The following is an 11924-nucleotide window of genomic DNA, read 5'->3' as shown; positions in this document are numbered from 1 at the left end:
GGTCAAATGCCCCGATGCGCAAAGTTGGGCCGGTTGAGTGTCGAGGATATGATGATTTGGCTGAACTGGTTTCAGCAAGCAAGCGGCGCCGCCGTTGGGAGTATCAAGGGGCGCTTGGCCCCCTGATTTGTTTTATTAGCCTACAACGTTGAATTCGGGGCCGTAGGGGTAGCCGGTGATGTTTTCGTTGCCGTCTTCTGTGATGACCAGGATGTCATGCTCGCGGTAACCTCCAGCACCGGGTGTGCCTTCGGGGATGGTCAGCATTGGCTCCATTGAAATCACCATTCCGGGCTCAAGCACCGTGTCGATGTCCTCACGCAGCTCTAATCCTGCTTCGCGCCCGTAGTAGTGGGACAGCACGCCGAAGGAATGCCCGTAACCGAACGTACGATATTGCAGCAAATCGCGCTCAGCGAAGAAGTCGTTGATCTGCTCGGTGACCTGCGCGCAACTCATTCCGGGTTTCAGCAGGCTCATGCCCAGCTCATGTGCCGCGACGTTTGCTTCCCAAATCTTTAAGCTGGCGGGGTCTACATTTTCAACAAATAACGTCCGCTCAAGTGCTGTGTAATAAGCGCTGATCATTGGGAAAGTGTTCAGGCTCAAGATATCACCCGATTGCAGAGCGCGGCTTGTTACGGGGTTATGTGCGCCGTCAGTGTTGATGCCCGATTGAAACCACACCCACGTATCGCGGTATTCCGCATCGGGGAACCGCTTGGCGATTTCTAACTCCATTGCATCGCGACCTGCCATTGCCACATCAATCTCACGAGTGCCCGCTTTGATCGCATCTTTTATGGCGTAGCCGCCCACATCGGCAACTTGCGCGCAGGCGCGGATAAGTTCAATTTCAGCCGCGGATTTATGCATTCGTTGGCGCATCGTGACAGGTGCCATATCAACTTTTGCTTTGGGCGATAAGAACGCATCCATCAGCTCGGACTGGCTCAACGTCAGGTGATCGGCCTCATATCCGATGGTCTTGCCCGCCCCAGTGACAGACAAAATTGCGCGCCAATAGTTGTTTCGCTGCCAGTCGGTGTAGGTGATGTTGTCGCCGCTACTTCTGCGCCAAGGTTGTGCTGCATCGATGCCCGCACTGATCGTGACATCTTCGGTTTGGGTCACGACAATCGCGTAGGGGCGGCCGAAGGCGCAGTAAAGAAACCCCGAGTAGTAGGCCACGTTATGCATTGATGTGAACACGCACGCGTCCACCCCGTTGGCCTGCATATCTGCTCGCAGGCGTTTTAGGCGGTTGGCATATTCAGAAGCATCAAAAGGCAGGGATTTTTCACCCTGATGAAAGCGGTAAAATTCTGGACGTTCCATGACAATGGTTCCTTCACAAACGTGCCGGAATGCCAATCAAGGAAGCCGATCTCCCTCAACCGCATCACGGCAAAGAAAATCCCGGCGTTCAGGAAATGGGGATAATGGGCGTGCAATACATGCTGGCGACGCCATCGCCTGCCCACTCCGCAAGATGGCCTGAGTCTGCTTTTGAAAGCAAGCAAATTTCAAATTGGTACAAGAAGTTTGGGGCTAAAGCCACCACGCGTTTTGCGCAAGGATTTGACAAGCATCACAACACATTGGCGTATTGTGTCAGTACCCAAAAAGGAAAACACCATGGATACGTTTGATGAAGATTTGTTTCTCAAAGGGCTTGAGCAGCGCAAGGCGACACTTGGTGCAGAGTACGTTGAGAAAAACCTTGCTGCGGCGGATGATTTCACCCGTCCGTTTCAAGAGGCCATGACCGCTTGGTGTTGGGGGTTTGGCTGGGGGGATGATGTTATTGACGCCAAGACGCGCTCTATGATGAACCTGTCGATGATTGGTGCGCTTGGTAAGATGTCTGAATGGGAAACCCATTGTCGTGGTGCGCTCAAGAACGGTGTTAGCCAAGACGAAATTCGCGCTATCATTCACGTCATCGCAATTTACTGCGGCGTACCCCAGGGGCTTGAGTGTTTCCGCGTGGCGCGCAAAGTGTTGAACGAACAGAGCGTTGAGTAATGGCGCCTGCTACTCGTGGATGGCTTCAATTGACACATGTGTCGAGGTAGAGCTGACGTGCGGCAGTGACGAGATTTTCTCACCCAAAACGCGGCGGTAGTCGTCTGTGCTGACGGTGCGCACTTTCAACAAATAGTCAAACGCCCCCGCGATCATGTGGCACATCTCAACTTCGGGGATTTTGCGCACCGCTTCGTTGAAGGCGCGCAGGGCGGTCTCGCGGGTGTCGGCCATCTTCACCTCAACAAAAGCTACGTTGCTGCGGCCCAATTTGCGTTGGTCGATGTTGGCGCGAAACCCCGTGATATAGCCAAGCTGTTGTAATTTCTTGAGCCGGATTTGGCAGGGCGTCTTAGATAGGCCCACGCGCTCAGCGATACTGCTGACGGAAGCACGGCCATCAACAGCCAGCACATCTAATATTGCGTAATCTATCCGGTCAATCGAACTATACATGTAATTCTCAATGTTTGATCTGGCTAAAATATTCCTAAAAATAGGTTTGATAAAACTACTTTGGATTAATTTATAGTCAATCTGACTTTTGCGTTGGTTGTAAGTTGCTCTCAGTCTTTTTGGGAGGGGCGTTTGGCCATGGATTACTCAGCAAAGCGTGCCGCTATTCGCGCACAGCACACCGCAGACGAAGCGCTGCTTATTTCGCAGCTAACTACACAGGCAGCGTTTACGCCCGAATTCCATAACGCTGCGCATCACCGCGCTGTTGGATTGGTCAACGCCATTCGCAACGACAAAAAGCCAAGCCTCATGGAGGTGTTTTTGGCAGAATATGGGTTGTCGACCGAGGAAGGTGTTTCGCTAATGTGTTTAGCCGAAGCATTGTTGCGGGTGCCAGATGCGACCACCATTGATGCGCTGATCGAAGACAAGATCGCGCCATCTGAATGGGCAAAGCACTTGGGTAATTCCAGCTCGCCTTTGGTGAACGCGTCTACTTGGGGCCTGATGCTGACGGGCAAAGTACTGACCGATGGGCAGGGCGTTGCGTCCGTGTTGCGCGGTGCGGTGCGCCGTCTGGGGGAACCTGTTATTCGCAAAGCGGTAGCCCGCGCGATGAAAGAGCTGGGCGCGCAATTCGTACTGGGTCAAACGATTGAAGCGGCCGTCAAACGCGGGCTGGCCCAAACCAAGCGCGGTTACACTTACTCATATGACATGCTGGGCGAGGCCGCGATGACCGCGGATGATGCACAGGCGTTTTATGATGCATATGCCGATGCGATTGAGCGCCTTGCGGCGTCATGCACGCAGGCAGATATTCGTGACAATCCTGGCATCTCAATCAAGCTTTCTGCCTTGCACCCAAGATACGAGTTTGGCCAAGCTGATCGTGTGATGCGTGAGTTGGTGCCGCTGACCCTTGGCCTTGCGCAGCAAGCGAAGGCTGCGGGGATGGGGCTTAATATTGACGCAGAGGAGGCGGACCGCCTTGATCTGTCACTTGATGTGATTGAGGCCGTGTTATCTGATCCGTCTTTGGCGGGATGGGACGGCTTTGGTGTGGTTGTGCAGGCATACGGCAAACGTGCTGCCGCCTCTATTGATTGGCTCTATGCGCTGGCCCAGAAACTTGACCGCAAAATCATGATCCGCTTAGTGAAAGGGGCCTATTGGGATACCGAGATTAAGCGCGCCCAAGTTGAAGGCCTGAACGACTATCCTGTCTTCACTAAAAAGCGGGCCACGGATGTGTCATATCTGTGCTGTGCGCAAAAATTGCTTGGCTACACGGATAGGATTTACCCGCAATTTGCGACGCACAACGCCCACTCTGTTGCTGCTATTCTTGAGATGGGCGCTGAGCGTGACGCGTATGAATTTCAACGGCTCCATGGCATGGGCGAGGCGCTGCATGATGTGGTGGTGCAAAGTGAAAATATCCGCTGCCGCATTTACGCGCCCGTGGGCACCCACGAAGATTTGCTGGCCTATCTGGTGCGCCGCCTTTTGGAGAACGGGGCGAATAGCTCGTTTGTAAATCAAATTGTTGATAAGGCGGTTCCTGCCGAGGTGGTCGCCGCCAGCCCGTTTAAAGATGCGTTGGCGAGTGGCGCTGTGTTACCCAAACCGGCGGATATTTATGCGCCCGAACGGCTGAACTCGCGTGGTTGGGATTTGCACAATACCCACGACGTGGATCAGTTAGAGGCTGCGCGTCTGCCGTATCAAAACCACGTTTGGGATTTACGCAGTAAGGGCGGTGAGCAGGTAGATGTATTTGACCCTGCCGCGCCACAGGTTTTGGTGGGCAAACTGACCTACATGACCGAGGCACAAACGCATGAGGCAATCGCACGTGCGGTGTCGTGGAACGTATCAGCGGCGGAACGTGGGGATGTGTTGCGCAAAGCGGCCAATCTCTATGAGGCGCATTTCGGTGAGTTGTTTGCATTACTTGCCCGCGAGGCCGGCAAAACCGCGATGGATGCAGTGGGCGAATTGCGTGAGGCTGTTGATTTTCTGCGGTACTACGCGGCCCGTAGCGTTGAACTCTCTGCGCCTGCGCGTGGTATCTTTACGTGCATTTCGCCGTGGAATTTTCCGCTGGCGATTTTCACGGGCCAAATTGCGGGGGCGCTTGCCGCTGGTAATGGCGTTTTAGCCAAACCCGCTGAGGCAACAACCTTGATCTCATTGCGGTCGACAGAACTTTTGCATGAGGCGGGTGTTCCCGCCGATGTGTTGCAGCTTTTGCCTGGCCGTGGGGATGTGGTTGGAAAAGCCTTGAGCAGTGATGCGCGGATTGATGGTATTTGCTTTACCGGCTCAACCGCAACTGCGCAGTCGATCAACCGCGCGATGGCTGCCAATGTTGCCCCCCATGCGCCACTTATTGCAGAGACAGGTGGGCTGAACGCGATGATTGTCGACAGCACCGCGCTGCCCGAACAGGCGGTGCGGGATATTGTGGCATCTGCTTTTCAGTCTGCGGGGCAACGGTGCTCGGCGCTTCGGGTGCTTTATGTGCAACAAGACGTCGCGGATAAAATGCTGACGATGCTCTACGGGGCGATGGATGAGTTGCGTGTAGGCGCACCGTGGGATTTGGCAACGGATATAGGCCCTGCAATTGATGCGGCTGCGAAAGCCAAGATTGATGCACATATCAAGATAGCGCAGCATGAAGGGCGATTGCTGCATCAGGTTTCAGTGCCAAGCGAAGGTCATTTTGTGGCGCCAAGCGTGATCCGTGTGAACGGCATTTCTGATCTGCGCGAGGAAATCTTTGGCCCTGTCTTGCACGTAGCCACTTTTGCAGCGTCGGATTTGATGCGCGTAATGGCCGACATTAATGCCACGGGTTACGGGCTAACTTTTGGGATGCACAGCCGAATTGATGATCGGATCGCGTTGGCGTCGCGCACCGTGAACGCGGGCAACATCTATATTAACCGCAATCAGATCGGTGCCGTGGTGGGGTCTCAACCGTTTGGGGGCGAGGGGATGTCGGGCACTGGGCCGAAGGCAGGTGGTCCAAATTATGTTGCGCGGTTCACCAAGCCCGAAGCCCGCGTGATTGCGCATACTGAGCAGCGCAGCGTTGCGACCGATCGGGTTCAGGCTGTAATTGATGCGGCGCAACTGTCAGGTGCGGCTTTGGACAGCCAGGTTTTTCCGGGACCAACGGGTGAATCGAACCGCATGACAACCCACGGGCGCGGAACGGTCTTGTGCCTTGGGCCGGGACCGCAAGCGGCAGCACAGCAAGCTGAGGCAGCAGAACAGGCGGGGTGTTATCCGATTATGGCAACGTCAGGCTTGCTGTTAGATGGCGCAATAAACGGTGAGGTGACAGCAGAAGCGCTGAGTACGTTGCAGGGTTTTGCGGCAGTTGTGAGTTTTGCCGCCCCCGAGCAGTTGCGTGACTACCGTGTGGCTTTGGCCGCAAGAGACGGCGCGTTGATCCCATTGTTGAGTGAGGGGGATTTTGCGCGCTGGCTTACCCATGAGCGGCACGTTTGTGTTGATACAACGGCTGCGGGCGGCAATGCGCAACTGCTTAATGCAGGCAGCTAAGCTTGGATCAAAACGCAGGCGCCGCTGTTATAGTGTGAAGCGGTGCCTGCGATGTTCTGTATGGGCTAGGCCCACTTATAATTGAAGCTAACGCTGATCCGGTCTTCTTCGGACATGTTCATGGGCACTTCGTGGCGCAGCCAGCTTTCCCAAAGCAAAACATCTCCGACGGCAGGTTTGGCGTACACGAATGTTTTTAGCTCTTCCCGTGCGTTCGCGGTGCGGGGTGGTGCCGCCATCATCATTTGTGAACGTGGGTCTTCAAGTTTCAGCGCCGAGGTGTCTTCGGGCATGGCTACATAGGTGGTTCCAGAAATAACCGAATGGGGGTGGATGTGGGATGTGTGGATGCCACCTTCTGGCAGGATGTTTATCCAGATGTCTTCCAACACCAATTCACGGTCCCCCAAGTCAAAACACAGGTCCTTGGCAAATTCAGCTACGTGTTTATCGAGCGCATCCACCACATCCTTGAAGATCGGAAAGCGCCACGGCAAATCCGTAAGGGACGCATAGCTGGTGTAGCCTGCATAGCCGTTTTGCTCGCACCACTCTTGGCCAGCCTCATCATCTTCTGCGATGACATAGCAGGATTGCTCCAGCTCGGTTGGGTCAATTTTGCCGTGCTGTGACAGAGCGGCTGAATAAAGGCGGGTTGCGAAGAGCGATTTAATCTGTGTCATGGCGCAGTCGATACCTGATCGCCTTGCGTCAAGCCAGTGTCATTGACCGTCCCGACGATGATGCGGGGTGGTTCTTCCCTTTTGGCCCATACTGCGGGCGATAAAAACAAAGGGGTTGCGTGGTTTCACTATCCCCCCTATACGGCCAGCTTCTACACCCACTCCACCAGAATCGGGGTGACCCTCGGGGGCCCGCTGGTGATGTTGAAAAAGGAATAGTCCAATGGACGCTAAAGAACTCCGCGATAAGTCGCCGGATCAGCTTCGCGAAGACCTCGCATCGCTCAAAAAAGAAAGCTTTAACCTGCGGTTTCAGCAGGCGACTGGCCAACTTGAGAACACAGCACGTATGCGCCAAGTCCGTCGTGACGCGGCACGTGTAAAAACAATTCTGAACGAAAAAGCAGCATCTGCTGCAGCGGAGGCTTAACCTATGCCCAAGCGTATCCTGCAAGGTGTTGTCACAAGCAACCAAAACGAGCAAACCGTCACTGTATCGGTTGAGCGTCGCTTCACACACCCCGTTCTGAAAAAGACCATCCGTAAGTCCAAGAAGTACCGGGCGCACGATGAGAAGAATTCTTTTAATGTTGGTGACCTCGTTCGTATCATCGAATGTGCGCCGCGTTCTAAGACAAAGCGTTGGGAAGTTCTGACAGACTAAGTCAGGCTTCACAGCTTAATCGAAACCCTGGGGATAGGGCACGCATCGCCCCCCAAAGGTCGGGAGAAACCAAATGATCCAGATGCAGACCAACCTGGATGTTGCTGACAACAGCGGCGCTCGCCGTGTTCAGTGCATTAAGGTGTTGGGTGGCTCTAAGCGTAAGTACGCTTCCGTAGGTGACATCATTGTCGTCTCGGTTAAAGAAGCCATCCCACGTGGCCGTGTGAAAAAAGGCGACGTCCGTAAGGCCGTAGTTGTTCGCACCGCTAAAGAAGTTCGTCGCGAAGACGGCACAGCAATTCGCTTTGACCGTAACGCAGCAGTTATCCTGAACACCAACGGTGAGCCAATCGGCACACGTATCTTCGGGCCAGTTGTTCGCGAATTGCGCGCCAAAAACTTCATGAAAATCATCTCGCTCGCGCCGGAGGTGCTGTGATATGGCTGCTAAGTTGAAAAAAGGTGACACTGTCATCGTGATCGCTGGCAAAGACAAAGGCAAAACAGGCACAATTCAGTCTGTTGACCCGTCCGCTGGCAAGGCTGTTGTCGAAGGCGTTAACATCGCCATCCGCCACACACGCCAATCGCAGACAAGCCAAGGTGGCCGCATTCCAAAAGCAATGCCCATCGAGCTGTCGAACCTCGCGTTTGCCGACAAGAACGGCAAAGCAACACGCGTCGGCTTCAAAATGGAAGGCGACAAGAAAGTTCGCTTCGCCAAAACCACGGGAGACGTGATTGATGCTTGATACAGCAAACTACACCCCCCGTCTGAAGTCTCTTTACAACGACACCATTCGTGCGTCGATGAAAGAAGAGTTCGGCTACAAGAACGACATGCAGATCCCGCGTTTGGACAAAATTGTTCTGAACATCGGTGCGGGCGCTGAAAGCGTTAAAGACAGCAAGAAGGTGAAAGCGGCTCAGGAAGATCTGACTGCAATCGCTGGTCAAAAAGCTGTTGTTACAATGGCCAAGAAATCAATCGCGGGCTTCCGGGTTCGTGAAGATATGCCTCTTGGTACCAAAGTAACATTGCGCGGCGAGCGTATGTACGAATTCCTTGATCGCTTTATCACCATCGCAATGCCTCGTATCCGCGACTTCCGCGGCATCTCGGGTAAGTCATTCGATGGCCGTGGCAACTACGCCATGGGTATGAAAGAGCACATCGTGTTCCCTGAAATCGACTTTGATAAAGTCGACGAAGTCTGGGGCATGGACATCATCATCTGCACTACCGCGCCAACGGATGCGGAAGCCAAGGCACTGTTGAAAGCTTTCAACATGCCCTTCAATTCGTAAGCGCGGAGAGGACTGAGATATGGCTAAAAAATCTATGATCGAACGCGAGAAAAAGCGTCAGCGCCTGGTGGAGAAATTTGCCGCTAAGCGTGTTGAGCTTAAGTCAATCGCGCGTGACGAAAGCAAGCCCATGGAAGAGCGGTTCAAAGCACAGCTTGAGCTGGCAAAATTGCCCCGCAACTCTTCGGCTACACGCCTTCACAACCGTTGCCAACTTACAGGCCGTCCCCACGCTTACTACCGTAAGCTTAAGGTCAGCCGTATTGCTCTTCGTGAGCTTGGCAGCCAGGGTCAAATCCCTGGTATGGTCAAGTCAAGCTGGTAAGGGAGGTTTAACAAATGAACGATCCTATCGGTGATATGTTGACACGCATCCGCAATGGTCAGATGCGCGGCAAATCCACGGTTGAAACCCCTGCGTCCAAGCTCCGTGCTTGGGTTCTGGATGTACTTGCCGACGAAGGCTACATCCGCGGTTATGAAGGCAAGACTGGCATTGATGGCCACCCTGCTTTCGAAATCAGCCTGAAATACTACGAAGGCACTCCTGTTATTCGCGAAGTGAAGCGGGTTTCTACACCTGGCCGCCGCGTTTACATGGGCGCTAATGATATTCCCACCGTCCGTCAGGGCTTGGGTGTGTCGATTGTCAGCACGTCTCGTGGCGTGATGTCGGATGCAAACGCACGCGCAGCCAACGTCGGCGGCGAAGTGCTCTGCACAGTCTTCTAAGGAGGAACAGATGTCTCGTATTGGTAAAAAACCAGTTGCTCTGCCCTCCGGTGTAGAAGCGAAAATCGACGGTCAGACCGTTGAAGTGAAAGGCCCTAAGGGTGTCCGTTCCTTCACCGCGACTGACGATGTCACACTCGCCGTTGAAGATGGTGCTTTGTCTGTGACGCCACGCGGCAAGTCCAAGCGTGCACGTCAACAGTGGGGCATGACCCGGACAATGGTTGCCAACCTGGTGACTGGTGTGACTGACGGCTTCAAAAAAGAGCTAGAGATCAACGGCGTTGGTTATCGTGCTGCCATGGAAGGCAAGAACATCAAACTGTCATTGGGTCTGTCCCATGACGTTGTGTTCCAAGTTCCAGATGGCGTTACAGTAACTGCCCCGAAGAACACACAGCTCATTGTGGAAGGTATCGACGAACAACAGGTCGGTCAGGTTGCGGCAAACATCCGCGCTTGGCGTAAGCCCGAGCCTTATAAAGGCAAGGGGATCAAGTATGTCGACGAATATATCTTCCGCAAAGAAGGTAAGAAGAAGTAAGGAACCGCAGCTATGGCTAACAGTAAAAGAACTCTGTTCCTTAAGCGCCGCCTGCGCGTTCGGAACAAACTTCGCAAGGTGAATGCAGGACGTATGCGTTTGTCCGTTCACCGTTCAAACAAAAACATCAGCGTACAGCTGATCGACGATGTAGCTGGTAAAACAGTTGCCTCAGCTTCCTCTATGGAGAAAGACTTGGGTGTCGTAGGTCAGAACAACATCGCAGCAGCAACGAAAGTTGGTGCAGTGATCGCGGAACGTGCGAAAAAAGCCGGTGTCGAAGAAGCATACTTCGATCGTGGCGGTTTCCTCTTTCACGGGAAAGTAAAGGCTTTGGCCGATGCTGCTCGTGAAGGTGGTCTGAAGATCTAAGGAGACGGAAAATGGCAGAACGTGAAAACCGTCGGGGTAAAGGTCGCGATCGCGAAGAGACCCCTGAATTCGCCGACCGTCTGGTGGCGATCAACCGTGTGTCGAAAACTGTAAAGGGTGGTAAGCGCTTTGGCTTCGCCGCACTCGTAGTTGTCGGCGATCAGAAAGGCCGTGTTGGCTTCGGTAAAGGTAAAGCGAAAGAGGTCCCCGAGGCCATTCGCAAAGCCACTGAGCAAGCAAAGCGTCAGATGATCCGTGTGCCTCTTCGCGAAGGCCGCACATTGCACCACGATATGGCTGGCCGTCACGGCGCAGGCAAAGTTGTAATGCGTACCGCCCCAACGGGTACTGGTATCATTGCTGGTGGTCCAATGCGTGCTGTGTTCGAGATGTTGGGTGTTCAGGACGTGGTTGCTAAGTCAATCGGTTCGCAGAACCCTTACAACATGATCCGCGCTACGTTGGATGGCCTCACCAAGGAAAGCAGCCCCCGTCAGGTGGCACAGCGCCGTGGTAAGAAAGTGGCTGACATCCTGCCCAAAACTGACGCTCCAGCGCCTGCCGCTGAAGCCGAAGCTTAAGGAGACTGACCAATGGCTAAAACCATCGTTGTTAAGCAAATCGGTTCACCCATTCGCCGCCCTGAAAAGCAGCGTAAGACTTTGATCGGTCTGGGCTTGAACAAAATGCACAAAACCCGTGAGCTAGAAGACACACCATCCGTTCGTGGCATGGTTAATTCTATCTCTCACATGGTTGAGATCATCGAAGAAAAAGGCTGAGCTTCGGCTTAGTTGACAGATTTGCGCCTCGCATCCGTGCGGGGCGCTTTTCGTTTGGCGTAATTGATGCGTGGAGCACCTTGATCCAAAGGCGTTGCGGGTCTATACGCCGCCAGTGGGCATCCGTTGGGCGCCCCGAATCATTTTAACGCCGTGTCCCTCCCGTTCGCTTCGGGGAGACCGTCCGGCAAAGGAGAAGCGATATGAAACTCAACGAACTACACGACAATCCCGGTGCAACCAAAAAACGCAAGCGCGTTGGTCGTGGTCCGGGTTCTGGCACTGGTAAGACTGGTGGCCGTGGTATCAAGGGTCAAAAGTCCCGTTCAGGTGTTGCGATTAAAGGTTTTGAAGGCGGGCAGATGCCCCTCTACCAACGCCTTCCAAAGCGTGGCTTCAATAAGCCGAACCGCAAGAAATTTGCAGTCATCAATCTTGGTTTGATCCAGAAGTTCATCGACGCAGGTGTTCTGGAAGCTGGCAAAATCACCGAAGATACACTGGTATCTACAGGTGTTGTGCGCCGCAAGCTTGACGGTATTCGCATTCTCGCCAAAGGCGAAGTAACAGCGAAAATTACTGCTGAAGTAACTGGCGCATCAGCTGGCGCGATCGCCGCTGTTGAAAAAGCCGGCGGTAAATTGACCGTTACTGGCCCAGCAAAAGAAGCGGCCGCTGAATAAGAGGTTGTTAGGGGCGCTTACGCCCCTTACATAACGCTTTAAGTTTTCCAAGCGCCGCCAACGGGAAGCCGTCTGGCGGCGCATTTG

General features: G+C 53.9%; 18 protein-coding genes. 15 read left to right on the top strand and 3 right to left on the bottom strand.

Annotation, left to right across the window (positions count from 1 at the left end):
• Positions 1-135: 135 nt before the first annotated feature.
• Positions 136-1338 carry an aminopeptidase P family protein gene (locus tag NIG5292_RS08205; protein ID WP_048599048.1) on the bottom strand — a complete coding sequence of 401 codons (1203 nt, stop codon included), beginning with the start codon at positions 1336-1338 and terminating at the stop codon, positions 136-138.
• Between the two features lie 29 nt (positions 1339-1367).
• Here NIG5292_RS08205 and NIG5292_RS08200 point away from each other — a divergent pair, with 29 nt between their 5' ends.
• Both NIG5292_RS08200 and NIG5292_RS08195 read left to right on the top strand, forming a co-directional pair.
• Entirely contained in the window at positions 1368-1652 is a 285-nt protein-coding gene (locus tag NIG5292_RS08200) for a hypothetical protein (protein ID WP_048599047.1), read from the top strand.
• Positions 1639-2028 (top strand): carboxymuconolactone decarboxylase family protein, encoded by a 390-nt coding sequence (locus tag NIG5292_RS08195; protein WP_048599046.1) that lies wholly within the window; start codon positions 1639-1641, stop codon positions 2026-2028. The genes NIG5292_RS08200 and NIG5292_RS08195 overlap by 14 nt, the downstream gene beginning before the upstream one ends.
• A gap of 9 nt (positions 2029-2037) precedes the next feature.
• Here the strand turns inward: NIG5292_RS08195 and NIG5292_RS08190 are convergent, their stop codons facing one another.
• Entirely contained in the window at positions 2038-2484 is a 447-nt protein-coding gene (locus NIG5292_RS08190; RefSeq protein ID WP_048599045.1) for an Lrp/AsnC family transcriptional regulator, read from the bottom strand.
• Positions 2485-2622: 138 nt separating this feature from the next.
• Here NIG5292_RS08190 and putA point away from each other — a divergent pair, with 138 nt between their 5' ends.
• Entirely contained in the window at positions 2623-6066 is a 3444-nt protein-coding gene (gene putA, locus NIG5292_RS08185) for a bifunctional proline dehydrogenase/L-glutamate gamma-semialdehyde dehydrogenase PutA (RefSeq protein WP_048599044.1), read from the top strand.
• 65 nt (positions 6067-6131) lie between these two features.
• Here the strand turns inward: putA and NIG5292_RS08180 are convergent, their stop codons facing one another.
• Positions 6132-6749, bottom strand: coding sequence for a 2OG-Fe(II) oxygenase family protein (locus NIG5292_RS08180; RefSeq protein ID WP_048599043.1), 618 nt, complete (start codon positions 6747-6749; stop codon positions 6132-6134).
• A 223-nt stretch (positions 6750-6972) separates the two neighbouring features.
• Here NIG5292_RS08180 and rpmC point away from each other — a divergent pair, with 223 nt between their 5' ends.
• The 12 genes from rpmC to rplO all read left to right on the top strand — a co-directional run bounded on the left by rpmC (position 6973) and on the right by rplO (position 11837).
• Entirely contained in the window at positions 6973-7179 is a 207-nt protein-coding gene (rpmC, locus tag NIG5292_RS08175) for a 50S ribosomal protein L29 (RefSeq protein ID WP_048599042.1), read from the top strand.
• A gap of 3 nt (positions 7180-7182) precedes the next feature.
• The gene (gene rpsQ, locus NIG5292_RS08170; RefSeq protein WP_048599041.1) at positions 7183-7413 is read left to right on the top strand and encodes a 30S ribosomal protein S17; all 231 of its coding nucleotides are present in this window, start codon (positions 7183-7185) and stop codon (positions 7411-7413) included.
• 73 nt (positions 7414-7486) lie between these two features.
• A complete protein-coding gene (gene rplN / locus NIG5292_RS08165; RefSeq protein WP_048599040.1) occupies positions 7487-7855 on the top strand; it encodes a 50S ribosomal protein L14 in 369 nt (122 codons plus the stop codon).
• Position 7856: 1 nt separating this feature from the next.
• Entirely contained in the window at positions 7857-8168 is a 312-nt protein-coding gene (rplX, locus tag NIG5292_RS08160) for a 50S ribosomal protein L24 (RefSeq protein ID WP_048599039.1), read from the top strand.
• The gene (rplE, locus tag NIG5292_RS08155) at positions 8161-8724 is read left to right on the top strand and encodes a 50S ribosomal protein L5 (protein WP_048599038.1); all 564 of its coding nucleotides are present in this window, start codon (positions 8161-8163) and stop codon (positions 8722-8724) included. The genes rplX and rplE overlap by 8 nt, the downstream gene beginning before the upstream one ends.
• A gap of 19 nt (positions 8725-8743) precedes the next feature.
• A complete protein-coding gene (gene rpsN / locus NIG5292_RS08150; RefSeq protein WP_048599037.1) occupies positions 8744-9049 on the top strand; it encodes a 30S ribosomal protein S14 in 306 nt (101 codons plus the stop codon).
• 14 nt (positions 9050-9063) lie between these two features.
• Complete coding sequence (gene rpsH / locus NIG5292_RS08145) at positions 9064-9456, top strand: 30S ribosomal protein S8 (RefSeq protein WP_048599036.1); 393 nt, start codon at positions 9064-9066, stop codon at positions 9454-9456.
• 10 nt (positions 9457-9466) lie between these two features.
• Positions 9467-10000: a 50S ribosomal protein L6 gene (gene rplF / locus NIG5292_RS08140; protein WP_048599035.1), complete on the top strand. Its 534-nt coding sequence runs from the start codon at positions 9467-9469 to the stop codon at positions 9998-10000.
• A 12-nt stretch (positions 10001-10012) separates the two neighbouring features.
• Complete coding sequence (gene rplR, locus NIG5292_RS08135) at positions 10013-10372, top strand: 50S ribosomal protein L18 (protein ID WP_048599034.1); 360 nt, start codon at positions 10013-10015, stop codon at positions 10370-10372.
• A gap of 11 nt (positions 10373-10383) precedes the next feature.
• Positions 10384-10953, top strand: a complete 570-nt coding sequence (rpsE, locus tag NIG5292_RS08130) for a 30S ribosomal protein S5 (protein WP_048599033.1) — start codon at positions 10384-10386, stop codon at positions 10951-10953.
• 12 nt (positions 10954-10965) lie between these two features.
• On the top strand, positions 10966-11154 hold the full coding sequence (gene rpmD / locus NIG5292_RS08125; protein ID WP_048599032.1) for a 50S ribosomal protein L30: 189 nt from the start codon (positions 10966-10968) through the stop codon (positions 11152-11154).
• A 203-nt stretch (positions 11155-11357) separates the two neighbouring features.
• Complete coding sequence (rplO, locus tag NIG5292_RS08120; RefSeq protein ID WP_048599031.1) at positions 11358-11837, top strand: 50S ribosomal protein L15; 480 nt, start codon at positions 11358-11360, stop codon at positions 11835-11837.
• Positions 11838-11924: the final 87 nt, after the last annotated feature.

The organism is Nereida ignava (assembly GCF_001049735.1).
Classification (GTDB): Bacteria; Pseudomonadota; Alphaproteobacteria; order Rhodobacterales; family Rhodobacteraceae; genus Nereida; species Nereida ignava.
This window is presented reverse-complemented; position numbering and strand designations above follow the sequence as displayed.

Coding starts and splice junctions, on each gene's coding strand:
- NIG5292_RS08205 (WP_048599048.1), bottom strand. CDS start 1,338: ATGGAACGTCCAGAATTTTACCGCTTTCATCAGGGTGAAAAATCCCTG.
- NIG5292_RS08200 (WP_048599047.1), top strand. CDS start 1,368: ATGCCAATCAAGGAAGCCGATCTCCCTCAACCGCATCACGGCAAAGAA.
- NIG5292_RS08195 (WP_048599046.1), top strand. CDS start 1,639: ATGGATACGTTTGATGAAGATTTGTTTCTCAAAGGGCTTGAGCAGCGC.
- NIG5292_RS08190 (WP_048599045.1), bottom strand. CDS start 2,484: ATGTATAGTTCGATTGACCGGATAGATTACGCAATATTAGATGTGCTG.
- putA (WP_048599044.1), top strand. CDS start 2,623: ATGGATTACTCAGCAAAGCGTGCCGCTATTCGCGCACAGCACACCGCA.
- NIG5292_RS08180 (WP_048599043.1), bottom strand. CDS start 6,749: ATGACACAGATTAAATCGCTCTTCGCAACCCGCCTTTATTCAGCCGCT.
- rpmC (WP_048599042.1), top strand. CDS start 6,973: ATGGACGCTAAAGAACTCCGCGATAAGTCGCCGGATCAGCTTCGCGAA.
- rpsQ (WP_048599041.1), top strand. CDS start 7,183: ATGCCCAAGCGTATCCTGCAAGGTGTTGTCACAAGCAACCAAAACGAG.
- rplN (WP_048599040.1), top strand. CDS start 7,487: ATGATCCAGATGCAGACCAACCTGGATGTTGCTGACAACAGCGGCGCT.
- rplX (WP_048599039.1), top strand. CDS start 7,857: ATGGCTGCTAAGTTGAAAAAAGGTGACACTGTCATCGTGATCGCTGGC.
- rplE (WP_048599038.1), top strand. CDS start 8,161: ATGCTTGATACAGCAAACTACACCCCCCGTCTGAAGTCTCTTTACAAC.
- rpsN (WP_048599037.1), top strand. CDS start 8,744: ATGGCTAAAAAATCTATGATCGAACGCGAGAAAAAGCGTCAGCGCCTG.
- rpsH (WP_048599036.1), top strand. CDS start 9,064: ATGAACGATCCTATCGGTGATATGTTGACACGCATCCGCAATGGTCAG.
- rplF (WP_048599035.1), top strand. CDS start 9,467: ATGTCTCGTATTGGTAAAAAACCAGTTGCTCTGCCCTCCGGTGTAGAA.
- rplR (WP_048599034.1), top strand. CDS start 10,013: ATGGCTAACAGTAAAAGAACTCTGTTCCTTAAGCGCCGCCTGCGCGTT.
- rpsE (WP_048599033.1), top strand. CDS start 10,384: ATGGCAGAACGTGAAAACCGTCGGGGTAAAGGTCGCGATCGCGAAGAG.
- rpmD (WP_048599032.1), top strand. CDS start 10,966: ATGGCTAAAACCATCGTTGTTAAGCAAATCGGTTCACCCATTCGCCGC.
- rplO (WP_048599031.1), top strand. CDS start 11,358: ATGAAACTCAACGAACTACACGACAATCCCGGTGCAACCAAAAAACGC.